At 38.0% G+C, this 23,563-nt stretch carries 19 protein-coding genes and 3 pseudogenes; 10 read left to right on the top strand and 12 right to left on the bottom strand.

Annotated features, from left to right (window positions below; genetic code table 11):
- Nucleotides 1-1,155 precede the first annotated feature (1,155 nt).
- Nucleotides 1,156-1,659: a DinB family protein gene (locus tag QZ995_RS22440; protein ID WP_301812049.1), complete on the bottom strand. Its 504-nt coding sequence runs from the start codon at nucleotides 1,657-1,659 to the stop codon at nucleotides 1,156-1,158.
- Nucleotides 1,660-2,330: 671 nt separating this feature from the next.
- Between QZ995_RS22440 and QZ995_RS22445 the strand changes: the two genes are divergently transcribed.
- The 5 genes from QZ995_RS22445 (at nucleotide 2,331) to QZ995_RS22465 (ending at nucleotide 6,785) form a co-directional block, all read left to right on the top strand.
- Nucleotides 2,331-2,522 (top strand): hypothetical protein, encoded by a 192-nt coding sequence (locus QZ995_RS22445; RefSeq protein ID WP_301812051.1) that lies wholly within the window; start codon nucleotides 2,331-2,333, stop codon nucleotides 2,520-2,522.
- Between the two features lie 404 nt (nucleotides 2,523-2,926).
- Nucleotides 2,927-3,289, top strand: a complete 363-nt coding sequence (locus QZ995_RS22450) for a DUF3139 domain-containing protein (RefSeq protein ID WP_301812052.1) — start codon at nucleotides 2,927-2,929, stop codon at nucleotides 3,287-3,289.
- Nucleotides 3,290-4,138: 849 nt separating this feature from the next.
- Nucleotides 4,139-4,714 (top strand): sigma-70 family RNA polymerase sigma factor, encoded by a 576-nt coding sequence (locus QZ995_RS22455; protein ID WP_301812054.1) that lies wholly within the window; start codon nucleotides 4,139-4,141, stop codon nucleotides 4,712-4,714.
- On the top strand, nucleotides 4,704-5,774 hold the full coding sequence (locus QZ995_RS22460; protein ID WP_301812056.1) for a hypothetical protein: 1,071 nt from the start codon (nucleotides 4,704-4,706) through the stop codon (nucleotides 5,772-5,774). Before QZ995_RS22455 ends, QZ995_RS22460 begins: the two co-directional genes overlap by 11 nt.
- A 759-nt stretch (nucleotides 5,775-6,533) precedes the next feature.
- A complete protein-coding gene (locus tag QZ995_RS22465; protein ID WP_301812058.1) occupies nucleotides 6,534-6,785 on the top strand; it encodes a hypothetical protein in 252 nt (83 codons plus the stop codon).
- A gap of 965 nt (nucleotides 6,786-7,750) precedes the next feature.
- On the opposite strand, the gene QZ995_RS22470 is transcribed toward QZ995_RS22465, so the two are convergent.
- Both QZ995_RS22470 and QZ995_RS22475 read right to left on the bottom strand, forming a co-directional pair.
- Nucleotides 7,751-7,954, bottom strand: coding sequence for a hypothetical protein (locus QZ995_RS22470; RefSeq protein ID WP_301812061.1), 204 nt, complete (start codon nucleotides 7,952-7,954; stop codon nucleotides 7,751-7,753).
- A 362-nt stretch (nucleotides 7,955-8,316) separates the two neighbouring features.
- Nucleotides 8,317-8,718, bottom strand: a complete 402-nt coding sequence (locus tag QZ995_RS22475) for a hypothetical protein (protein ID WP_301812063.1) — start codon at nucleotides 8,716-8,718, stop codon at nucleotides 8,317-8,319.
- Between the two features lie 112 nt (nucleotides 8,719-8,830).
- On the opposite strand from QZ995_RS22475, the gene QZ995_RS22480 reads away from it, so the two are divergent.
- On the top strand, nucleotides 8,831-9,406 hold the full coding sequence (locus QZ995_RS22480) for a geobacillin-26 family protein (protein ID WP_301812082.1): 576 nt from the start codon (nucleotides 8,831-8,833) through the stop codon (nucleotides 9,404-9,406).
- Nucleotides 9,407-9,939: 533 nt separating this feature from the next.
- On the opposite strand, the gene QZ995_RS22485 is transcribed toward QZ995_RS22480, so the two are convergent.
- Entirely contained in the window at nucleotides 9,940-10,392 is a 453-nt protein-coding gene (locus tag QZ995_RS22485) for a GNAT family N-acetyltransferase (RefSeq protein ID WP_301812065.1), read from the bottom strand.
- A gap of 221 nt (nucleotides 10,393-10,613) precedes the next feature.
- Here QZ995_RS22485 and QZ995_RS23920 point away from each other — a divergent pair.
- A pseudogene (locus QZ995_RS23920) lies at nucleotides 10,614-10,691 on the top strand (hypothetical protein); the annotation flags it as partial.
- A 402-nt stretch (nucleotides 10,692-11,093) separates the two neighbouring features.
- Nucleotides 11,094-11,906: a pentapeptide repeat-containing protein gene (locus QZ995_RS22490; protein WP_301812067.1), complete on the top strand. Its 813-nt coding sequence runs from the start codon at nucleotides 11,094-11,096 to the stop codon at nucleotides 11,904-11,906.
- Between the two features lie 237 nt (nucleotides 11,907-12,143).
- On the opposite strand, the gene QZ995_RS22495 is transcribed toward QZ995_RS22490, so the two are convergent.
- Complete coding sequence (locus QZ995_RS22495; protein WP_301812068.1) at nucleotides 12,144-12,740, bottom strand: hypothetical protein; 597 nt, start codon at nucleotides 12,738-12,740, stop codon at nucleotides 12,144-12,146.
- A 434-nt stretch (nucleotides 12,741-13,174) separates the two neighbouring features.
- On the opposite strand from QZ995_RS22495, the gene QZ995_RS22500 reads away from it, so the two are divergent.
- Nucleotides 13,175-13,456, top strand: coding sequence for a hypothetical protein (locus tag QZ995_RS22500; RefSeq protein ID WP_301812069.1), 282 nt, complete (start codon nucleotides 13,175-13,177; stop codon nucleotides 13,454-13,456).
- A 603-nt stretch (nucleotides 13,457-14,059) separates the two neighbouring features.
- On the opposite strand, the pseudogene QZ995_RS22505 reads toward QZ995_RS22500, so the two are convergent.
- The 7 genes and pseudogenes from QZ995_RS22505 to QZ995_RS22545 all read right to left on the bottom strand — a co-directional run.
- Nucleotides 14,060-14,210 (bottom strand): annotated as a pseudogene (locus QZ995_RS22505) (cysteine hydrolase); the annotation flags it as partial.
- A 101-nt stretch (nucleotides 14,211-14,311) separates the two neighbouring features.
- Complete coding sequence (locus tag QZ995_RS22510) at nucleotides 14,312-15,400, bottom strand: COG1470 family protein (RefSeq protein WP_301812070.1); 1,089 nt, start codon at nucleotides 15,398-15,400, stop codon at nucleotides 14,312-14,314.
- Nucleotides 15,401-15,786: 386 nt separating this feature from the next.
- Nucleotides 15,787-16,101: a hypothetical protein gene (locus QZ995_RS22515; RefSeq protein ID WP_301812073.1), complete on the bottom strand. Its 315-nt coding sequence runs from the start codon at nucleotides 16,099-16,101 to the stop codon at nucleotides 15,787-15,789.
- A 199-nt stretch (nucleotides 16,102-16,300) separates the two neighbouring features.
- Nucleotides 16,301-16,579: a hypothetical protein gene (locus QZ995_RS22520; RefSeq protein ID WP_301812075.1), complete on the bottom strand. Its 279-nt coding sequence runs from the start codon at nucleotides 16,577-16,579 to the stop codon at nucleotides 16,301-16,303.
- Nucleotides 16,576-16,959 (bottom strand): hypothetical protein, encoded by a 384-nt coding sequence (locus tag QZ995_RS22525; protein WP_301812077.1) that lies wholly within the window; start codon nucleotides 16,957-16,959, stop codon nucleotides 16,576-16,578. The genes QZ995_RS22520 and QZ995_RS22525 overlap by 4 nt, the downstream gene beginning before the upstream one ends.
- 679 nt (nucleotides 16,960-17,638) lie before the next feature.
- A complete protein-coding gene (locus QZ995_RS22535; RefSeq protein WP_301812079.1) occupies nucleotides 17,639-18,631 on the bottom strand; it encodes a CgeB family protein in 993 nt (330 codons plus the stop codon).
- 2,019 nt (nucleotides 18,632-20,650) lie between these two features.
- On the bottom strand, nucleotides 20,651-21,928 hold the full coding sequence (locus QZ995_RS22545) for an erythromycin esterase family protein (protein WP_301812081.1): 1,278 nt from the start codon (nucleotides 21,926-21,928) through the stop codon (nucleotides 20,651-20,653).
- 602 nt (nucleotides 21,929-22,530) lie between these two features.
- Here QZ995_RS22545 and QZ995_RS22550 point away from each other — a divergent pair.
- Nucleotides 22,531-23,099 (top strand): annotated as a pseudogene (locus QZ995_RS22550) (flavin reductase family protein).
- Nucleotides 23,100-23,563: the final 464 nt, after the last annotated feature.

Raw genomic sequence — 23,563 nt, forward strand, 5'->3', positions numbered from 1 at the left:
TAGAGTGGGGGTCGCTGGTTGAACTCAGTCCGGTCGACAGTAAATAAACGTTAATTTTCACGAGAAATCAAGAATTTTTCTTAGGTTTTCTATTACCAGTTTCATAAGTAGAACAGAACGGTACGCCAGTTGTTACAAAGATACAAAAAAATAGAGGATTTGAAAAAAGGAAAGAGCTTCGTTAATGTTGGAGAGGGTTCGACAACTGACAGCCAAATTGGTACTGACGTTAAATTCTTTTCTTGTGAACACTGATGGAATGTATTGATAAAATCGTTGAACCTATACTGATAAAGCTCCCACAGTCTCACCCACAATTCACCCACAAAATGATGAAAAGATATGATAGTCTTTGAAGGTGTGAGAAGTAAAATGTTGATTTAATGCGGATTTATTGAGTGGATTACAACGATTGAAAACAAAAAATATGTTCCGCAGCGCGTGTTCACGAGTGGGAGCGTAACCAATACATGTCACTGTAAGAAGTGGCAAACCCCTTGCGCCAGTAGGTGTGAGGGGTTTTCTTGTTTGTGGGCAAAAATCGTTTATTTCAAGTTTTATAATTCTTGCCCACAATTTTCCCCCATTTTTTGACTAATCATAAATCCCCTTCATGTAGCGGCTAAAATTGGAGAGATGGAAGAATCATTACCTTGCGAATTTATAGAAGTCCATCAGGTAGTTCCTCTTGATAATAATGAGTTTACCGTAATACTAAACTGTTCTTATAAAGAAACGGTTCATTAAGTTATTATCATCTAGGGGTAGCGTCAGGAAATTGAGATTATCTTAACTCCAATGTGACAATCACTGCTAAATCAATGGTTGTCACATTGTTTAAATGTATTCAAAGTAGTTTTAAATTTATTTTGTTCACTGATAATAAAATATTAGAGCTGACCTCAAAAACAAACATAGCGACAGCCATGGACCATAAAAATAAAGTCCTAGACTGCAACTATTTTATTAAGTAACGTTTACCGTTTGTTTAATAAAAGTCAGCAAACCAAAAGAATCAATTTCGAAAAAAATTGAACAAAATTGATTCTACAATATTGGATGGAAATGTACCACTCCCGGCACACGTTGCGGCGCTACATGTTGGTGGTCGAACTACATACGGCCCGCCCTACCATTAGGATGGGTTTTGTTGAACTACATTTGTGGTGCTTCCATTCCAAATTTTGCCCATTCCTCTTTTGAAGGACCATAAATTCCCGGAACAGTTAATCCCGCCTGTCGCATAAGAACCGTCATTTGTCCTCGATGATGGCTTTGATGCTGAATCAAAAACATTAACAGTGAACCATTTGGCATCTGTTGACCTATAAATTCGATACGTTCTTGTAGTGTATGGTCAGTCCATTCTTTTTTTAATGCCTGTACAAATGCATTACTAGCTTGTTGATAACTGTCTGCTATAAACTGAGCTGTAGTAGGAACGGGATAATCTTCGGCTGGAGCATCAAACGTTAAGTTTGTATTTGAAGTAATAATGCGAATGGCAGCAACGGTATGCCAAGCAATACGTCCTAAAGTCCAACTTTGTGAAGTTATTTCCTGTTTAAGTGATTCATCAGTTAGATTACTCAGTAGTTTCTGTGTAGCAGCAGCTTCGAACTCCCAAGATTTTAAAAAATGGTCTAAGGTTTGGAACATAGAAAAATCCCCCTAAAAATGTTTGTTTAATTCTTTTATTTTTAATACGTTACAAGATAGATTTGAATTTTTAACAGATTAATTGAAATGTTCTATAAGGTCTGCACTAAATCCTTCTTACGCTAATCTCTCCGATCCGTTAGCGTGATACCCTATCTATAGCTATTTGATGAAGAGATGCTAATAAGCGTCTTTTTTATTTTGCCCATCGTTGGGCTTCTTCTGAAGCTCGGTAGGAAACTACCGCAGCACGACGGGATTCGGAACCCGAATGATGGGGGAAAGTGGGGCGTGATGAGGGATATAACAAACAGGTTTAAATGTAGGTTATGACACGGAGACTGGCAAAAGGTTGATCAGGCAAGAGATATGGCTAGGAAATATTTCCTTTGGCTTTTGGTGCGAGTGAAAGGGAGTGAATCCATCATGGCTATTGCGACTATATACGTCTATTTGATATTAGACGGCGATAAAACTTATCCTCAGGTACCGGCTAAGATACACCTGAAATTAAGCAGCAACTAACTGTACTGGGATATGAAGATTTTACCAAGTAATGCCTTCTCGATCAGAGCTACGTTTTTTCATGGGGAGCCGTTAATGCGGCTCTCTTTATTTATGAATAGTTTTTTTGCTCTTTTTCTTTCCAAGTTAATAAAAGGAGGATTTTTATGAATTTTTCCCTTGAAATAAATGCTATTGCTAAACTGGCCACTATTGTTATTGGTGGTATTGGATCATTAGTTTTACCGTGGACAGATTTCTTATTTGATCCAGGGCGCCACCATTTATTAATTGCCCTCTCTTACAGATTGGGTTACTGGAATATCTGTCTATTAAGAATGGCACCAAGCAAGTCTTGAATCAGCTTGGGGGAGAAAGTGGACTAACCAAGAAAGGAACCAACAGTGAAACCAGAGGTAGCGAACGAAATTATTAGACATTTACAAGGGCAATGGGCTTTTTACAATCAGATGGGAACGAAGGGATAAGGCTGTGAGAATCGGGTAGTTGGCGGATGCGCTGAGGGTTGCTAGTGGGCAGGAGTTGCAGAATAAGTAATTTACCCTTTATGAACGGGATAGGTGGCTAATAAACAACAAAATTTCACAATATAAGGAAGTTGTATAAATTGGTCTATTCCATAAGTGATGACCATAATATGAACATTGATGGATGTAATTTGAGTTGAAAGAATATTTTGGTAAAATTATCTTTAATGGTATAATAAGCAGGTGATGTTGTAGTGTAAGAAGGAGAGTAGGGTTTGAAAAAAATATTTTTGTCTGTAATAATCTTAGTGATCTCATTTTTAGTTATTTATAATTTTGAATGGCTTATTGGCGGTTACTCATACAAGAAAGAAGAAATGAAAAGTCAAATAGAAGCCTACCTTATAAATGAAAAAAAGTACAAACAAAGTGATATTACAGAAATTAGGGTTGATTATCTAAGGAAGTTCGATGCGTATCTTGCTAGAGTCATTTTTAGTGACGAGAAGGACAAAACATATGGCTATAGCATAATTGATGGAGAGGTCATGCAAACAGGTATTAGAGCTTCTAAGTATAAAAAAGATGATTTAAGTGATGAAACAAAAGATAAGGAACCAAAACATAAGGAACCATAAAAAAGTTACCTGTCAAATGGCAGGTAACTTTTTGTACTCTTTTTTTTTAGAAATTGTCTTGGGTAAGTACAGTGGTCACGTCTGAACTGTCTTCCAGATCGTAAGGAGCAGCGATTTCTAGTTCAATTGAGATGTGCCCCCTGGCCCTGGTATTTCAACAACATTTTCGTATCTACAACAATCGCAGCGTGACCAGTTAGTCCTTTTGAACTGGTATTGTTTGTTATAAGAATATCCCCTGGCTTAATCTCAACTCTTGAATTCGGATAAGTTGCTTCGACTGGAACATCCTCTGGCTAATTGATTTTCTGTCTTTCTATTTCAGAAGCTGACACACCTAAAGCCCCAGTAAATATTAGTGAGACTGACATCAACGACATAAGTAATCTTTTTTTAAACATATTTAAGCCTCCGAATATTTGTTATTCCTTCTCCTAACTTATAAACAAAATCTTGATAAGAGTCATTCAATATCTTCTATCTGTCTTCAAAGAATAGCTGAAACACGGCTTTATAATTATTCCCCCTACTGGGCTTGTAAAGTTTCCCGTACAGCTTAATTTATATCGACAAACTAGCGTTTAAGCTCCTGTAAGATAACGACGTACTCATCTAGTTATTGGCTCAGTTGTAGTACGGCTGGGTGTAGAAACGAAGCCTTTTTTGAAGTATAACTGTTCTAGTTCAACGGAGGATTTCTATTGAAAGGTCGTGGTATTCCTGGTTGTTTTCAGGACCGATATCCTCTTGCACTCAACCGTTTGCAAAAAAAATAAGAAGAGACCCGAACCTTTTTCCGATAGAGAGACAATATAGTGTGTAAGCTGCTTACTCAGGAGGGCCCTCTGAATGGAAAATGAAGATATGTACCAATTACTCATAAAAATGAAAGAGGGTGATCAACAGGCGTTTCATACGATGTATGATGCCACCTATCAGGACGTCTACCGGACAGTCTCCTTTCTGGTGGATCATCAGCAGGATCGGGAAGATGTCATGAATGAGATCTATATGCAAATGTGGACCTCACTTGCTAACTACGATACGAACCGTCCTTTCCACTTCTGGTTACACGGCTTAGTAATCCGTCAAGTGCAGAGATTTCGGGTCAAGAGCTGGAGGAGATTCCGAATTTTTGAACGCATCCGTGCCTTCTCTCGGGAAGAGTCTTATTGGGATCAACATACTGTGTTGATGGATGGGATAAACCAAGAGATATCGCAGTCAATACGAAAACTGACCGGCAAACAGCGGACAGTGATTATCTTCCGCTTTTTTCACGACTATACTTTTGAGGAAATTGCGACTTTGCTCGATATTCCGCTAGGCACAGTCAAGTCCAGATATCATGCTGGCCTCCAGGCGCTTCGAAAAAACTTATGGAATCTCCCCACGGAAAGGATGGAAAAGATCAATGACTATTGAACGCAAAATCCGTGAACATCTGCACAAAGAGGCAGAAACGATGGAGTGCCCTCCGGCCATTTCCAAACGAATAGAACTATCCTATTCTCAATATTTGCAACAAAAAAGGAGCGAAGTAACCATGAAAAAACGATTAATTGGTGGAGTAGTTGCTGCTTCGATTTTGATTCCAACCGCAGCAGCATTTGCTGCCCCTATCCTGATTGACATGCTTACTAGAACACCAATGACTGCTGAACAAGTCAAGGTGGATAAGGTTGGCAAAGCAACACTTGAGAAGCTGTATAGCGCATTTCCCGAAACGAGATCGTTTGAGATTATCAATGCAAGCTACCTTGGAGACCCTACTAATTCAACTGATATGAAAACGATCCAACAAAGCATCGTACTGCAGGAAAAAGGAGGGACCGGCAAAAAGTTTACCCTTCATACAAACGGCATTACGGGTGAGATTGAAGACCTGACTCAAGAGAATTGGGAGCCTAAGGAGAAGCCACTCATTACTTTAACCAATCAGGAAATCAAGGCGAAGGTAGATCATCTCATTGATAAAATGTATGGCAACGTCAAAGAGTACGAGGTTGACATGGAGAAAATGGAGAACCCAAATCAAAAAACATTTATCTTGAATTACACCAAAAAGGGATCAGAAGGAGAGGGTTACCAGGTATTTGTTCACGGTAATACAATTAATCTTTCTCCGACAGCTCCTACACCTTCCAATAATGAAGCAGAAGGTTATTTCTCTAGAAATGGTAAGCCTGATTATACTGCTGATTACTTCTTAAACGATGAAAAACTATTTTCTTTACTAAAAATTACCTCGAAAGAATTAAAACAAGAATTAGCAAAAGGTAAATCTGTTGTGGAGATTGCAGCATCTAAAAATGTCTCTAAACAACAAGTGATTGATGTGATTGCAAAAACACAGGTTGAAAGCCAACTTCAAGCTGAACAAAATGGAGCAACGATAAGCAATCGTTTAATGGAACAATTGTTAAAAGAAATTGAACCAAAAGTATTAAAAATCATTGAACACAAAACTGAAACTGAATGGTAGAAATAACAAGTCAGGTCGGATGAGGTTGAAATATATCGGTTGAGAAGCTGTATAGCGCACTTCTCGAAACAAAATCGTATGAGATTATCGATGCAAGCAACGTTCAAAGTGATGTATCCGTTGATTTATCAGAAATAGCTAGGATGTACGCGTCTATATCGAAATTGGTACAAAGGAATATGAGGCCGGTATCCTTGACGTACAGGAAACCGGCCATTTTTAGATTCAGGGCTTAGCTTTCAAAATCCGCAGTTTATTGGCGATGTGGCGATACCCCATTTAGAGGATTCTTGTTCAGTATAGAGAGGAGGAGATAAGGAGGAAAGGGGATTGTCTATGTGGGAGTTTATCCTAGACTTTCTTAAATTTGTGGACGGGATCATGATATTTTTATCGGCTTTGATGCTCCTTAACGCGATTAGGGGGAGGGTTTAAATATTTAACATCAAAAGATAAAAGCTTATTAGAAGGCGCAATTGCCTATGTAATCTCGGTTCTAGTGCAAGGTATTACGTTTTGGTTGCTATCATCTTTATATCTCTAGGAGCAGATGCCACATGTAAGAGGGCATCTTTTTTATTTGATTTTCGATAGAAAGGAGGTATTCACATGGTTAAGCCTAGAGTAACGGCCATACTAGGCACTCAAAACAAAATGTCTCCGGAATTATAACACGTTGCAAAATCAACTAGGAAAGCACGTGCGGAGATTACACGGTTACACGGAGAAACGGATAAGACAGCAAAAGAATGTAAGCGCATGGGTGGGGCCTCTTCAAAGGCACAGCGGGAATTATCCCGCAATGTGCAACACATGTGTCAAGATGTAAGGCAGCTTCGATCGCGCCTCCAATCGCTGAGTATGGTTCGCTCCACTCCAAAAGCGTGCGCAGATAATCAAGCAGAAAAAGGGCTGACAGGTCTGCGTAAGCGATTAAAAGAGTTAGACGGACAAAAAGTTGAGGTTGGTTTTGCAGGGTTTACGGGCGGTATGTTGGTGATGCGTTATTAGCTAACGAAAGTAACAACAAACACGCAAGCAGAAGCACGACGATCGATGAACGCAGGCGATCAAGCCATGGCTGCATTTCGTTAAGCAAGCAACCGATTTTACTACGATCAATAAAAATGTAGATTGTGCTGTAATCGTTGATTTCATAACGTCAGCTGAAAGATATGCAAAAAGCCAAGACCACTCTCTCCAACATTCTCGAAGGAGGAAAATAGGAATTTTTTTAAATAGATAGCGTCTTATTAAATAAACGATCACAACAATGGGAGTTTTTTTTCTTGAAAGCAATTCGATTCCTATCTACTTTAGTCTTAACTCTGTTCCTTGGGATATCTGGATTTGGGTTTAGTACGTCTTCAACCTATGCGCAAAGTAGCGTTTCAGATTCAACAGCTACACAAACGAAGCCAGCCCTTGAACATATGAAGATTTTTAGGTAACCTTTCAAACTTCGAAAACTCCGGATTCCTTTACGGAATTTGAAAAATGGTATGATCCTATGAATGGATACGAAAGAGTAGATGAATACCAATATTTTCAATCAAACAAATATCAAAAGGAGAGTATAACAACTAAAAAAATATAACTGAGGCAAAAGAAAAACCAGACAAAACTTTATTTGAAACCATTATAGAGGGGTATCAAGTTAACAAAGTTTATTGGAAACCAATAGAGGAGGTTGAGTTTAATGGGAAAAAGTTAAAAAATATCAATCTCTCCCGGATACTAAAAACGCTTCATACGAAATAGCATATGTTTATGTTTCTACTGGTCTTCCGGTGAAAGTAGAAGGATACGACTTTTATAAAAAACTGTATCAACCCAACCTATATTTTTTTGACCGTATAAACGATCCAACAGGTGAAATCTTCAAGGAGTCAAAAAAAGAATCAAAGTGAAAAATAATGTGTGCTTGTGGAAACAGGGATACAGATTAACCCGACCTTAGAAAGGCGGGATTCTTACTATTTAAACAACTTACTAATCACCTTGCATATATCAAACGCAGTCCTGTTGTAAGATTTATTATAAGCATACTTCTTGGGATTTCTGAGCCATCCCCAGCCTCTCGGCATCTTCAATCCAGCCCGATGTACTAACTGTCTTTTTAGGCTTGTCCTAGCTGCTACACGCTTTTTGAAACTTGGCTTACGCATCCCAAACTTCATAGCAAACACCCTTTATTTTGATTTAGGGAGTCGAAGATAATGTGAAAACCCTCTGACGGAATTTAAACCGTTAGAGGGTTTTTTGGATTATTAGGTTGTGGGGTTGTCATTTATTATTTTTTCGCAAAAGAGCTACTAATAAAGCAATGGTGAATGATTGGGAGATTGCAAGTAATATAACCATAAGCTCAATAAAAGTACCTTTGATATTTCCGATAACTATTAACACTAAAAACATTATTGCCATCGTGAGTAACCAGTATAGTATAACTCGTAATATCACAGAAGCTCCTCCTTCAGATCAATAGTTTATAGTGTCTAACATTAGCGGAAAAATTCGAAATAAGATAGGTAAATCAAAGCTAAAGCTCTGGATATTTAAATTCTATACCAAAATCTGCTACTTGAGTAGTGTGGTCAGGTTCAATGGATAACCCCACGGGCTTATAAGAAACGGATACGGAACCACGTATAATCGCGTGCCTATATTGGAATTTAATATTAATCGTTCCTCTTTCACTTTTATCAGCGTAAACATATTGGGAAATGTAATCGGAGTGTAATTGTCTATTCCCCATTTTTAAGTCATATTCTGCTGCCATACCAATACCAGGGTCCCAATCAGATGCTTTTGAAGAATATTCGCATTCCCATTTCTTTTTAAAAGCTGGTTTAGTACAATAGCGATTTTCATGATCATCTGGTTTACCTTTTGAGGTCATAGGCATAAAGAATTTGGATGTTACGGGGTATCCGATTGACATTTTATCAGTAATGGCCTCATCTAGTATTCCTGTTTTTGCTCTGGATGAATCTAATCAAATTGTTGAAGCAGCAACCATTGAAGACAGTTAAGGAAATAAATATAAGATTGAGATTTTAGAGGATAATGATAGCCTAAGAGTAGTTAGAGTAGAAAGTGAAAATGGAATTACTGAGGCTACGTATGATAAAATGAATCATACTATAGAGTTCGATGATGGCATCAAAACACAGGTCTCTATAGAAGACCCTGAGGAACAGGTACAGAAAGAAAAAGACAGACAAAAACGGTCGACGAAAAATATAGTACGGGAAGCACAGGATATGTATTTTGGTTATTATTATGTAATCGATAAGAGCGGTGGAAAAAAGTACTGGGATGTTGGGAATGGTAAAAGAGGAACCTACGTAAAGCAAACCTCAAGGAATAAAGCCGATTTGTTTCATTATGAGGATAAAGTTGATGAATTATTAAAAGCTGAGACTCTGTTTGCGGTGAACACAACTGTTTCAGCCTCTTCATTCATAGCAAGTGTAAAAGGCATTAAATCAAGTTGGGGGGCTGATAGAATGGTTGCCTTTTTAACAGGTGCTGGTTTTGGCATGGCAGCGGCCGTTAACGGTGCGGATGTGATTTTAGCTGAAAGAAAAGCAGCACGTGCATTTGATGTCATTATGGATGGAGAATAGTAGTGAGTGAAATAATAGCAAGTATTTTTTTAAACAGGTGGATTTTACTGCTTTTACCCCTTTTTTTAATTGCTAACATAGTAATCCAGCCGTTTCTTTTTGGGGGTAAATTTGAAAAATTGCGAAAGGTGCTCTATATTGTAAATGTTGCAGTAGCGGCATACTCGTCTATCATGCTTATCTATTTCATATACAATCTAAAATTTATTTAATTAAAGTCTTTTCACGCGCTCGTTATAAGGTACCGGGCAAACTATAATACTGGTAATCACACTGGTAATCGCGGTTATAGCGTTGGTACAAGCCGTGAATAAACGCAATTAGACGTCGAACAGCCGGCGGCTTTTTCTATTTGGAAGGAAATCTTACAGCCATAGAATGCACTGCCTGTGGGGCAGTGATACAGATGACCTCGCCAGTAAGATGATGGCGAGGTCTTTTTTTTCGTCAAAATCTCCATTGACCCGTAAAAGGATTCGACACCATCGGCCGGACAGATAGCGATGACAGTTTAGCAGATGGGTAGACAATGCTCATTTTGTTAAGTCAGCTTTCGAAAGACGTGCCATAATTTCCCCCCATGGAGCTTTACCAAGAACTTGAAATCCTAGTTTTTCATATAGAGTGGCAGCGGCTTGGTTGTCAGGGTGATAGGCTACCATAATATCTGTTGTATCTGGTTTTGCTTTTATTTTGTCAATAACCTGTTTCATAGTTTCAAGTCCGTACCCTTTTCCTTGGTGACCAGAAGCGATCATAAGTCTATAAATCCAGTATTGCGAATCGTCGGGATCTACCCCAAACATCACAAATCCAACCATTATTTGATCATTGTACACGGCAAGGGTTTCAAAATTCGGTAAAAACTTTGACTGTGCCAAGGAATACAAATTTGAGGCGATAAAGTGTTTTTGATCTTCATGGGGTTGTAACTCAATACATTCTTCCCAGTTTTCAGAAGTTACTTCTTTTAGGATAAGTTCCACAATGAGATCTCCTTTAGTTTTATTTAGGGAAATTATACCATACGGGTGACTGCTATCAATGGAAATTTGACTTAGTGTGAAGGGAGGAAGACTGTGGAAAATTGAGAAAGATTAAATTTTGGGCTTGGGATAAAGAAGTTGCAAATATAATTGATTGGGAATTGAGTATTCATTAATGCAGTTTTTTGAAATAGATCGGTTTGACATTATGCTAATACACTGGACTCTACGGCAAGAATGGCAAAGAGATATGCGAAGAGGACATAGTAACGGACGATTCTGTTAGTGGGTCATGCTAAGGGAATATGGAATTGCTCTACAAAAATTCATCCCCTGTAGAGATTGTGAAAGAATGCTTTGTTGTGAAATGTAATTCTGAGTGTGCAAGCGACCATATTTTTGATAATTATCATCTTCTTTATGAGATGGGACCAGTGGAAGTAATCGGTACTATTCCTAACATGAAACACCCTTCTTCGGTTATTCGCTGATGGGTGTTTGTTATTCTGGTTTGTCGTTGTGCCACTAACGGGAGGTTAGTTTAACAAAAGATCAGAGCTTACTCAGGCTACTCATTACCTTTGACTTAACAACAGGAATTTAACAGAAAGAAAATTTCAGATAACCATCACAAAGCATAACGTCTATAATGGAATGGTATAAAATGAAGGATACTAAAATATAGAGGAAGTGTTCTTTAAATGGATGACTACTTAATGTCTGATTGCGAAAATTGTTTTGGCTTGTGTTGCGTCGCTTTACCTTATGCAAGATCAGCCGACTTTGCATTCAATAAAGACGGTGGGGAGCCTTGCCGGAATCTATGTACTGATAATCGCTGCCGTATACATAACCAATTAAGAGATCAGGGCTTTCGTGGATGTGTCTCCTATGAATGTTTTGGAGCTGGACAACATGTTTCACAGAGTATATATAAAGGAAATGATTGGCGAAATAACATACAAAAATCAAGTGAGATGTTTGTGGTATTCCCTATTGTTCAACAGTTACATGAAATGCTCTGTTATCTCAGCCAAGCTTTAGGGCTAACAGAAACGAAGCCATTTCAATCAGAATTAAAAAAGGTTTATGATAAAACTGTACAAATGACAAACAGGACACCTGAAGAAATTTTAAGCATAGACATACCTTCTCATCGACATACTGTTAACGATTTATTAGTCAGGACAAGCGATTTAGTTCGGAAAGAATTTGTGCAAACAAATAAAAAAAGAAAGTTTACTAAAGGGTTGGACTATTTAGGAGCAAATTTAAAAGGTGCTGATCTAAAAGGTGCAAATTTAAGAGGAGCACTTTTAATTGCAGCTAACTTAAGTAATTCTGATTTAAGAAAAGTTGATTTTATTGGTGCAGACTTAAGGGATGCAGATCTAAGCAATGCGAATCTGACCGATTGTATATTCTTGACACAATCTCAAGTTAATTCAGCTAAAGGGAATCAATATACTAAACTACCTAATTATATAAATATCCCTGACCATTGGCTAAGATAAAGAGGGTATGAAGTTTTTCAACCAAAAGAGCTTTCATAAGACACTAACAGAGAGCGCCAATTCCTTGTGAAATGAAATCCGGTTTTTTCATTTCATTCTTTTTCCTGACAATATCTCTGCAACCATTTCGCTTATTTTCTTGAAAAAATGCAACAAAACATTAACTTTCCAATAAGCTTATAAAGTGAGAACCCCTTCCACATGTAGGAAGGGGGAATCTTATTATCTACTGGAATATTAAAATTCAGGGGAGGGGATACCTTCTGCTTCAAAGGAGAATCTTGACCTGCGAAAGTAACTTTGTCCTCCTTGATCATTTATAACAGTCAAATAAATTTGTGACATACCCTCACCTCCTGCATGGGCATTGTAGTATCTTCCTACAGTAAGTTTAGGCTCATCACCTCCAGCACCATTCCACCATACCCCGTCAAAAACAAATTTATCATCCACCATCCCGTTAAATCTCACCTTGTTATGTTGTTCTGGAGTTTCAACCGCTTTAGAAATTTCTCCATAAGCCATTCGCCATGCTTTTAAGGCAATAAGCTTGTCTTCGAGTGTTTCATCAGTATTTACACTGATTGTTTGGGTTTGCTCATCCCAATGTACTGTCGCTCCAACTTTAGAAAACTGAGCAATTGGTACATATACAGCTGGTCGAGCACCAACAGGGTGGTAATTCAATGCTTTATACGGCAGTTTATTTATGTTTTCACCTTTAACATAAATAGGAATATCTATTGGATAGGCTTGAACTTGATTAGGCTGCCTTAAGTAATCGTTGTTATTCAGTTGCATGTGGGAATAATGATTAGGTTGAAAAAAGTACATGTTACAAACTCTCCTTTATAGAAAACTTCATAATATGTGTATTCACCTAAGTAAATTACGTTCCGGTATAAAAAAATACAAAAGCTTAATGGGAAATTCAAATACTTATAAAAAAATCACCATGACGGAACATTCAGAAATATTACGTCAGCTTCATGAGGATAAGAAAATAATTGAGCGATCATTGAAGAGGATGAGCTAGTCGAGTTTTTTTACAGGATGTCTGATTCACGTCAGTATGACTATGCCCCCTCAGCAGCCAACATATGCCCTTTCGGGGACCAATGCAACTTATTCAGATATCTTTCCATGATTAGCAAGCTTTGCAGAATGATTTTTTTCCCTGTCTGTAAATCCAAAATGTACTCTTCTTTTTCCTTTATTACGTATTTATACTTCATATCATTGGAGTAGGAAGGAAATGTAGTCTGTTTATGAGTATATTTCAAGCCGGTTGGCAAATCCAACTCTTTAATGGACCCGTTAGCTTGGTAAATTTTCCATCAACAGACACCTTAGATGATGGTTTGCTCCTGCTGCGGCAGAGCGGCGGCTTGGGACGATTGGGGTTGCAAAGTGTATATCATCAAAAAGAAAACTATCAATCTGGTAAAGAGTCGTTTCATTCTTCATCTCCCTATCTTTATGCATCGATTTCAATAGTGATAAACGTTAATGCTATTCTGTTGATCTGTAGTTATACGGTGCATTGGTAATCTAGGTAGCAGAATCTATACCGTCTCCTAACGACAAACAACTAAGTGAAGCAGAAAAAGTAGCAGAACAGTATGTAAAGGAAACCGAAAAAGTGGACGTAAAAATTACCTTTACCGGCTTCATAGCAGAGATGTATGATCGTACAATTGTTATCGAAGGATATTCTGAAGATAATCCACAACATGTGCCATGTGAAATTTGATCAAGTGAAGAATAAAGATGAAATAGTTACTGATAAATCAATATTTAGAGTTTGTACATCGAATGACAAAGGACTAAATTTTACATGTAAGGATGTTGTTAATGCTTAACAGTAGGAGTTTTGAAGGAGAGGATTCATAAGAGGCGGCAAACGTGGCGGGTTTTGGCGGGATTTTACTGTAAAATGGCGTTCTAATTGAAGAATAAGGTAAAATGCTGATAGCAGGTACATAAAAGCAAGAACAGCTACTCAAATCAAGCTGGTAGCTTTTTCGTAATACTTTTATAGTTTAAGATGTAAAGGTTAGTCGCTTTCGAGGGTTATTTTTATAGTGCTTTGTAACGTTACAATAATCTTGCTTCATTCTGATGTCTTGCACACGCATAACTCCGTCCTAAAATCAGAACGGAGTTAAATCTTCTTGAGTAGTCCAAACAACAGAAAAATTGTCAACATTGTAATGACCATGAAGTATTTCATTGTGATGGACGTATTATCTTTTCGGCAGATAGGGTTGAAGAATCTGTCGTCGAATGACCCTCCCCAACTAATAATTTTTCTACATGTTCTCCAAATCTTTCTTCTTTTTAACGTTCATTTTATGGCCCCCTGAATCTTTTGAACTTATTTCGTTATAGAACCATATAATCCTCTATTTCACTTCTACAGTAAAATCCTTCAGCGGTTGCATTGACCAACCTTGGCTCAGAGAAACGATAAATCTGTAGCTTGCTTTCGGAGCATTTTTGCTGGCTTTGACTTTGATTTGGACTGTGGTCGTTTCACCGGGCATGAGTTCCAAGTTTTTTTCAGGATCGGTAATAACTTTTACCATATTGGGACTGTTGAAGGCAAAGTGATAGTTGACATAAATTTTGTATTTAGCTGTATGGACTCTGCTGTCATTGGTCACTTGAACATTTTCAATTACAATTTCTTCACCCGGGGATAACAAGTATCCACCATTGGCGTTCATCTGTTTTTTCTTAGAAGTGTTAGTATTTTGTGGCGTTGGTGCCGGTGTTTGGACAACTTGAGGTTGTTCGGTTGATGGTGCAGTAACACCCTGATTCTGCGGGTATTGTTTTGACAAATAAACTACAACCTCATCGGTTTCAGGATAATGGTCCACTTTTACCATTGTATTACGGGTAGGAGACTCATAGAAATTCACGTCGCCTGAATCTAATGTTTTCGTAAGGCTAGACAACCATTGTTTATTCAATAGCTCCTTCGTTCCCTCGTATGTCATGTAGCTCATAGATTGGTCTTCATCATCGAAGAAAATTGATAAAGAACCGTATCTGTAACATAGACTTCTGGTTCCATTATCCACATAGGACTCAGACTTAGGGTTCCCCAACAATGTTTTCACTTCTTCTTTTGTTAAATCCAAAGAAAGTACCTTTTCCGTGCCATCCTGATTGTAAACAGCTACATATTCGTCCATCTGAAGAGAAGCATAGAAGGGCTCAAAAGCTGCTTCAGAGGGATTGTTTACCTTTTCAAGAACAGGAGATGGTGGTTGAGATTCACTGCTTTCTGCTAGCTTAGGTACTCCTTCTGAACCCGCATTCTTCGCTGCTTCTGGATGAGCCGTCGTCACTACGGCGGTGGCATTTTTGGAATCAAATACAAAATGATTCAACCCAAAAATGGAGCCTGCACCTATTCCTAGAACGCTTCCGAACACTACGATGATTTTACCAAGCTCGCTTTTTTTGTCATTATTTTTTGCCAAGATGAGTCCTCCTACATCAATTACGGTCCATTGATCACTGCTCTGTTTACCAACGTACGTATGTCTTCTGTTACTTATTACCTAATATCGGAGTTTCGTTAAACGTTCTTTAGACCTGTGCTTTCGCAATGTTAGCTCTACTGGTTTCTCTCTGTCGTTCCTTTCAGTAAATCAGATAGTAATGCGCTCTATGACCTCAAGGGGAACAATTGGATTCCGCAAGAAATTGCTCATTGCCCGTATTTTTAAAAATTGATTATTAAGCTAAAAATAAATTTTTGGATGTAAAAAAGCCCTGATAAACAAGGCTTTTAAGGTTTCTGCTAAAATATAGCAACTGTATTCAAATCCAAGTATTTCACATGTAAATACTCCTACTTCTTTGCTTAGGCGGACATTTGAACAATAGAATAAATCTCTCCGTTACCAGTAACACCAATCATCAATTCCTCTGATTTACCTGGCCCAGAAAATACAACCACGCTACTTGTTTGTTTTTCCGAACCCACCCATGAAAAGGTTGAACTATTTATATTTTGAAACTTATACATTTTGGCCTGTTCACCATACAACTTTTGAAGAAATTCAAGTGCTTTCTGCTTTGCAACTTCAGGTGTAAGGGCCTTGTTGGAAGGGCGATAATAAGTTAGAGAGGTTAGTTTACCCGAATACTTATCTATTTTAAAAGTAGCTGCGCCCATATCTCCAAACTGTTGATCTGTTTTCTGTCTAAAATTGACTAGAAATGCTCTCTCTTCATAATCATAAGTAACATCAATAATTGGAGTTTTTACTAAACTAGGATAAATAGCTTTTAAGTTATCAAATGTAATTTGAGCTGGTTTTGATAGGATATCCCACTATTTCTCGCGTTTATCTATATCAGCCGCATACCATTTGTCAAAAAAAGTGGGTTTTGATTACAGTCTCATAGCTATTAATCTCGTCTGATTCCGTAAAATAAATAGAAGCATATGTAGCCATGCTCTTATTTTCTTTTAACGAGGATTTCAAATTGACGATAGGTGGGCGCAGTTTACCTTGTATGTTTCGATCAGACTCTCTCCAAACGGAGACAACCTGATAGTTACTTGCCTCAGATCCATACAAAGTCTTCAGTAATTGGATAGCCTGCTCTTTATCCTGATCGTCTAGAATTGTTTTAGTTGTTCCTGTCAAGGTTTTTGATACTGATAGTCTCCCTCTTTATCGCTTCCAGACAGCTCGTAGAACGTAAAACCATGCAATTTTCCCGTTTCCTTATCGAACTCCACACGCAATTTGGAAGTCGCCTGACCATTTTGACTCATCGAAACATAGGCTAAACCGCTTGCTTCCCGATTTTCTAGCTCTATTTTTTTATAATCCTTCACTTTTGGAAAGATAGGCATCAATTTTTCCTTCAGTTGATTTGCCTGTTTGGTATAATAATCCACCACCGTCTTCTGTGTCTCGACTCTTGTCTTTGCTTCTATCGTCCACACCGGTGTTAATGCAAAAACACTAACAATTGCTACAGTTGCTGTCCACCTATTAAGCTGTTTGGCGCTTTCATACATTTCTCCCCCTAACATAGGAATTCATAATTTACTTGTCCCACATTAGTCTGAGTAAAAAAAAGGTTACGCTTTTTTAAAGAATTTATAAATAAAAAGGTAATTTGCTTTCCGATCCATCGATGAAGGAGTGAAAAACAAAAAACAAAAAACAAATCTGTAAATGTAGCAACGATGCTGAACTGGGCTAATAAGCTAATTGGATGATTGAGAGCCGATTGAAAAAATATTTGCAGCTGTAAAAAATTTGGTCAAAATAACAGCCTCCACAAAAACGTCAGGTAAGCATAACTGAAAAAAATCAATGAGGTAAAATGTCGCTTACTGGAAAAGTATGGATATGGGCCAAATTCAGCAAATGAACTCCTGGGTCGGTTGCAGGAGATGTTGTTTTCAGGGGGAGAGTTACCCAACCATCACACAAAAGATGAACTAAAATTACCATAGAAGATATTTAATTTTATTGATGTCATCGTCGGAATGCATCAGCTAGGCATACTGATGTCAAATTTATATCATAAGATAAAGGCTAGTCACCTATGGGGAGATTGTATGAATTTAGGTAGTATTTTTCGTGTTGAATTTATCAGATACATAATCTGTCGGTAGTTTAGCAGTTTGCAGCATCAGTTCGAATGATCAATCACTATATAAAAAGATCAGCGTGTGCAGAAAACCTTCTCTAGAGAAATATAGTGTTCATGTATTCGGCTAAAATTTTCGGCCAAGCGTCATTTAAGGTGTTTTTATAGTCGAAGTGTCTAATAACATAATCTCGTCCAGATTTTGCTATTTGAATCCGTTGCTCTTCATGGACTAAATAGTACTTAATTTTTTCAACTGTTTCTTTAGCAGAATTAGAAATTACACAATTTATGCCGGGAATAAGCTTGATACGAACTGCTGGTGTATCAGAAGTGAGTAAGAATCCCCCTGAAGACATGATATCAAGAGTTCGATTGCTCAGTTGATCGTTGCAGGTTTGTAAACTAATTGATATTTTTGCTGAATTATATACTTTTGGTGTTTCGGTATAAGCGATAGAACCATGCAGCATTTCAGATGGAATATTTATATCACTAAAGTGATGCTGCACTTCTTCCCAGCCTTTCCCGAAAATTTTAATTTTGAATGGTTGATTAAATAAGGAGAAGACAAGTTCGAAAATACTTTTGTGACGAATTTCTCCAAAGCCAAAGTGCCCATTAGCAACTACAGCAACGTCACATTGATATTTTGGATCAATTGGCACGGGTTTGTGAATATCGGGATTGCAGCCTACATCAAAGAACATAGAAGGTATCCCCATATTTTGATATTTTTCTACACAGATAGTACTTCTTGTTAATACATAGTTAGGTTGAATTGCTTCAACATATGGCTTAGACCATCTGTCATGATGTAGCCAGTCTTCTTCAGCAAAATATATATGAAAGATATTGTATTTTTTTAGAAGCTCTTTAATTAACGGGAATTTTCCTGTTTTAAAGAAAGATACATGCCATACCTCCCATCCCATACTAAATGCGATCTCTGGTTTAAATGTATTGATTGTTAGTTCCAAAAGATTTTCATCGAAGTTATCTAAATAAATGACTTCATGACCTAGCTTCTCAAGAGATTTTCCAATGGAAAAACGAAAAATTTCAAAAGACAGTAAGGCTAAAATTTTCATTTATTAAACTTCCTCTCATATTATAAAAAAGCCAATGGTGTCGAGAATCCTTTGGTATGAAAGTCCATTATTTCAGAGGATAACGCTAATTTTCAAAAGAGCCCATTAATACAGGATATGTTTTTTAAACAAAGCTGAGAACTGATTAATAATAAAGGGAAGATTGAATCTTAATAATCGTTTTGTCTTTTTAAAAAGAATGACTTTATTGATGGTTACGTTAATTGCTCCATTTAGCAATCTAACGTGGTAAAAATACTGTTTAGTATTTGAAATACCAGTGATTATACTTTTAAGAGAAACCATTAGATAGTGTGTCTGATGTGGTGTTTTTTCTTATGTACTTAATGTTTACATCATGTTCCAATACCTTTGTTTAAACAGTAGTTTCTGCAACAGTAACTCTAGTTTTTTGCTGCATAATGTATGCAATAAGTACACAAAAGTAAAGAAATAAATATATAGGTCATTTAATAGGTATTTTTTCTATGAAACAAGGGAGATGAAACAATGCCTAGCAAACCATTGGAGTCCTGGTTACATTCCAGGTGACCAACATTAACAAGAGAAGCTTATTACCCTTTGCCACAAAAGTAACAAGTCAAGCAGTATGATCGAGAACGTGGATCATTTACGGATCATGGTATGACGCCCAAGTGGAGAAAAGCGAGAGAAGGATACTTAAGAAAGCATCCGCTTTGCAGACATTGCTATGCCAAAGGATTGCTAACAGGAGCTACAGTAGTTGACCATATCGTTTTACACAAGGGAGATAGGAGTTGTTTTGGAAGCGGAACAACTGGCAGCCACTATGTGAGATGTCTCATAACCGGGAAGACTACAAGAGAGGATAAGAGCGTTTGGAGATGATCTATTTATCCGAGGCATGATACATATGGCAGAAGGTTTCTAGTAAAGTAAAAATAAATGTAAAAGTAGTAGTCAGAAAGAAATATGTTCCGGACTACCACTTTTTATGAAACGACAGATTTCTGTTATTAGAACAGTATTCGTACAAGATTTACGGGATAACTCATTATTTTTACAACTTTTGAAGCGAAATTCATAACGTTAATTCTAAGCATGTCTGTTAGCAATATCCGCATCTAAAGCAGCAATTTAAAGAAGGTATTCCGAGTCTTCTGCATTCCCTAACGCAATCATCGTCAGGAAGAATAGAATAATAGTGATAAGGGAGAGGTGGAAGAGGTTGAGGGTTAAGAGCATAGGGATATGGATACGGATATGGTTGTGGACTGTAAGGTGCTGGTTGACTCATGCTGTAAGGTGTTGAAGGCGCGTATGGCATAGATGGCATAGATTCTGTACATATTGTATACCAAGGTCTTGTTTTATACTGTCTACATACAGGCTCGCATTCTTCAACTGTACCTGGATTTTCTCCAGATGTGCAGTCCTGCATACATTGCTCATAGGTATAAGGGACATTATAACAAACCAATACAATCACTCCTTAGCGTCATCTTATTTTTTAGATATTATATTTAACTGTATACCTTGTGGGTGATTATCCATGCATAATTGGGTGAATACCTACCATGCATAGCGAGATCTACGAACGGACATTCGCAGAGCCGCAGATAGTGGATTAGATCAGTTTTTAAATGTGAACGAAGATTAGGGGATATCAAAAATTTGCACAGTGCCAACGTTAGAACGGGTGGAAGTCTTCAGAAAAAATTCTCTAAAGGGATTTTCAGAAATAAGAGGGGGAAGGGGATGGCTAGGGATATACCAAGGCAACCAGTTAGCTTGCCACTTGGAAAGGCTTATTGTTTGGCCCGTGATGTATTGGATGGTAGAGTAAACCTATAAAATGAGGCTATTGGAAAGGAGGACCGTCACGCCCTAGTAGTAGTTTAAAATTAATGGCTTCGCTCTTTCTTATCAAGGGTCGAAGCCATTAATTGTTTTAAGGGAGCTTGGTTCATTGAAAATATTTTTTTAGACTCGTAAAAAAGTGTTAGACTGTGAACATATTGTTCTAGACTAAGTCCGTTAATCCGTTATCATGACCGAAGAAGTAGCTGTGCGCACAAAAATGATAGCATCAAAAGCTTTTGCTGGAATCATCTGTAAAGTATACATCCTTTCAATTTTTCCATACAATCCGCTAAAGACTGCACCTATTGCACTGATGGGCTGAACTCTATTCAGATATTCAGTGAAATTTCCATCATGTCTTACCTTTGCAAAGTCAAGGAATCCATCTTTCATGTCTGTATCTGCAAACAGAACAGCTAGCCGATCGTTTCCACTATTTTTTACATAAAACTCTTTTCGTTCATTGGTAGTAGCGTCAGTAGCAATGAAGGAGCTTTCGTAGAATTCACTTCCTATTGCGTAATATTGATCCCCTAAGGTTTTAGCGAGATGCGCTCCCATGCAGGCTGTCATTCCCGTGGAAGTGGAGGTTTTTTCAATGTGACCATTATGTCCCGTGATGAATATGTTTTCGCGACCGTAATATTTCTTTTCAAATGATAAAATCCATATCACTTTATCCGCCATATATTGGTCACGGGTATTGTTATAATTCACATTTGTTCCGTGCAGTGTAGCATTTTGCTTGATAGCCTCGGCAAAGGCTAGAGCCAACTCATATTCTTTCGCAGAGCTTTTTGCGGTATAAACCGATTTGTTTTCTTTCATCCGCTCCATTAAGGTTTTAATATGGGAGAGCCCCTCCTGTACTTTGGCTTGCTTTTGATCATACACCGTTTTATCATTCAGATTCGTAAGTGCAATCTCATACTTGGAGGCAAGTGTCGGATCAACCTTTTTTAAATAGGAGAATAGCCCGTTTTTGTTATGGTCATAGCGTTGCATATCAAAACCATAAAAATGAATCTTATCTTTTGCATCCCGATGCTCATTATAGGAGCGCATCCAAGATAGAAGGGCTGCCAGTTCTTGTGTATTGTAAATCGTAAATCCGATTGCCCTTGCAGCATCTTGTGCAGTACCGCTGCCTCCTAAAATGTATTCATTGACCTTTTGGCCTCCGCCGAAATCGCCTTCTATAGCAAATGCGCGATATCCTTGTTTTTCCACCAGATGCTTAAAAATATCTGACTTGAGCGTAGTAAATTGCTTGTTACCATGCGTAGCTTCTCCAAACCCGATGATGGTTTTCGAAGGAAGTTCCATTTTTGAAACAGGAACGAGATTAGATTTTAATGACTGTTGTAACGTGTTGGTTGGTTCAGAATGGAAACCCGTGAATAGACTCATCATGATGAACAAGCTTATTACAATCAGGAATTTTTTTTTCATATCAGTCTCTCTTTCTTGATTGGATCATTGTTTTTAATTGGATGAAAGGTGACAATACAAGATTCATGTTGTGGCTTTTCTTACTATTTACACTATTATACTCCCTTCTGATATCGTTTAACTAGATTAAATTAATTGATACGCAATCCCCGCCCTTTACATCTGAAGTGCCGGACTGAAATATGATTGGTAGGGGAATTTCATCAGATCGAGTCACGCTCTTTACAACAGGAGCGCAAGGCATCATGAATAAGCCCGACAATAAAATAGGGAAAGTCTTATTTGTTCTGGCCAACTGAAAAATTCACATATTATTAATTCCAATGCGCAGCTCTGAGTACAGGGATGGCAGCGCTCTCTGTTCGGATAGTCTTGAAGGAATATTAAAAAACTTTCATTAATGTGCAGATATTAAAATAAAACAAGTCATACGGGCGTGCAGTACGCGTGACGGACGCGGGTTTAAAAGGCTTAGCTGACGAGTTTGGGCTGAGACTTTAACAAGCAAATCACCTCAATAACGCGTTGCATTCATCATTCGATGAAGGGCGAATGTTTTTTTGGCTATAATGCTCGTTGAGATGATCATAATGAATAAACAAATGAAAATTGCAAGTCTGGTCATTCAGCCAAAAATACTGTACTTCGGACTCCAGTCGTATTGCTCTCAACATTGAATGAGGATGGGACGACAAACCTCACACCCATGTCATCTTCTTGGGCATTGGGGATTCGGATCGTTCTTGGGCTTGTCTGACGCAGGAAGGGGTTAGCAAATTTACACCGTTGCCGAGAATGCGTCGTCAACCTGCCAGATGGGGCGCTCTGGGGGCGTGTGGAAAAATTGGCCAAATTGACCGGGGCCAATCCGGTGCCAGACTACAAACGGGAACTGTACCGATTTGAGCACGACAAATTTTCAGCTGGTGGTTTCACACTGCTTTCTTCAGATGTCGTGCAACCCGATCGAGTGGAAGAGTGCCCTATACAAATCGAGGCAAAAGTTGTCAACCTCCACGAGTCAGAGGCCCAAAAAGTCCATGCCCATGAAGCAATTGTGATGAGTGAGCAACATGTCAATCCAGCCGCGTAGAACCCGCTGATTTACAGCTTTCGTCACTACTTTGGCTTGGATCAGGAGCTGGGTAAGAGCTTTAAGTCAGAGACATGATATGGATTGAAAGGAGAAGTAATCATAGGTAAGCCATTCCCCTACAGGCAAGCTGGAACGGACTTTTGCTAGGATGGATGAGCAGAAGCAAGCATCAAAACCGGAAGTAATAAATGAGATTTAGGGGAACGAATTACTATTTATAGAATGAAATAGGTATTGATGTAGAAAGTGATAAAAATAAACCTAAAGAAAAATTAAGTATCATCGAATAGTACCCATTTGAAACACTGGTGAAGGAATTGGTGAATACATGCCGAGCTATTGATTCCAAACGTCAGCCCATTGCAATAATGATAATGACCCTGATCAAAAACTATTTTTGCTGAAACTAAGCCAGTACAGAGTTATTAAACAGGAAGTAATATTCTTAAGGAACTTTTACTACATTCTTCAATTTTATAACAGTGAAAGTTACGCTATTTTCATCTCCCTAAAAAGCCCTTTACCTTTCGGTAGAGGGC

The sequence above is a fragment of the Brevibacillus laterosporus genome, assembly GCF_030489605.1.
Taxonomy (GTDB): Bacteria; Bacillota; Bacilli; order Brevibacillales; family Brevibacillaceae; genus Brevibacillus_B; species Brevibacillus_B laterosporus_E.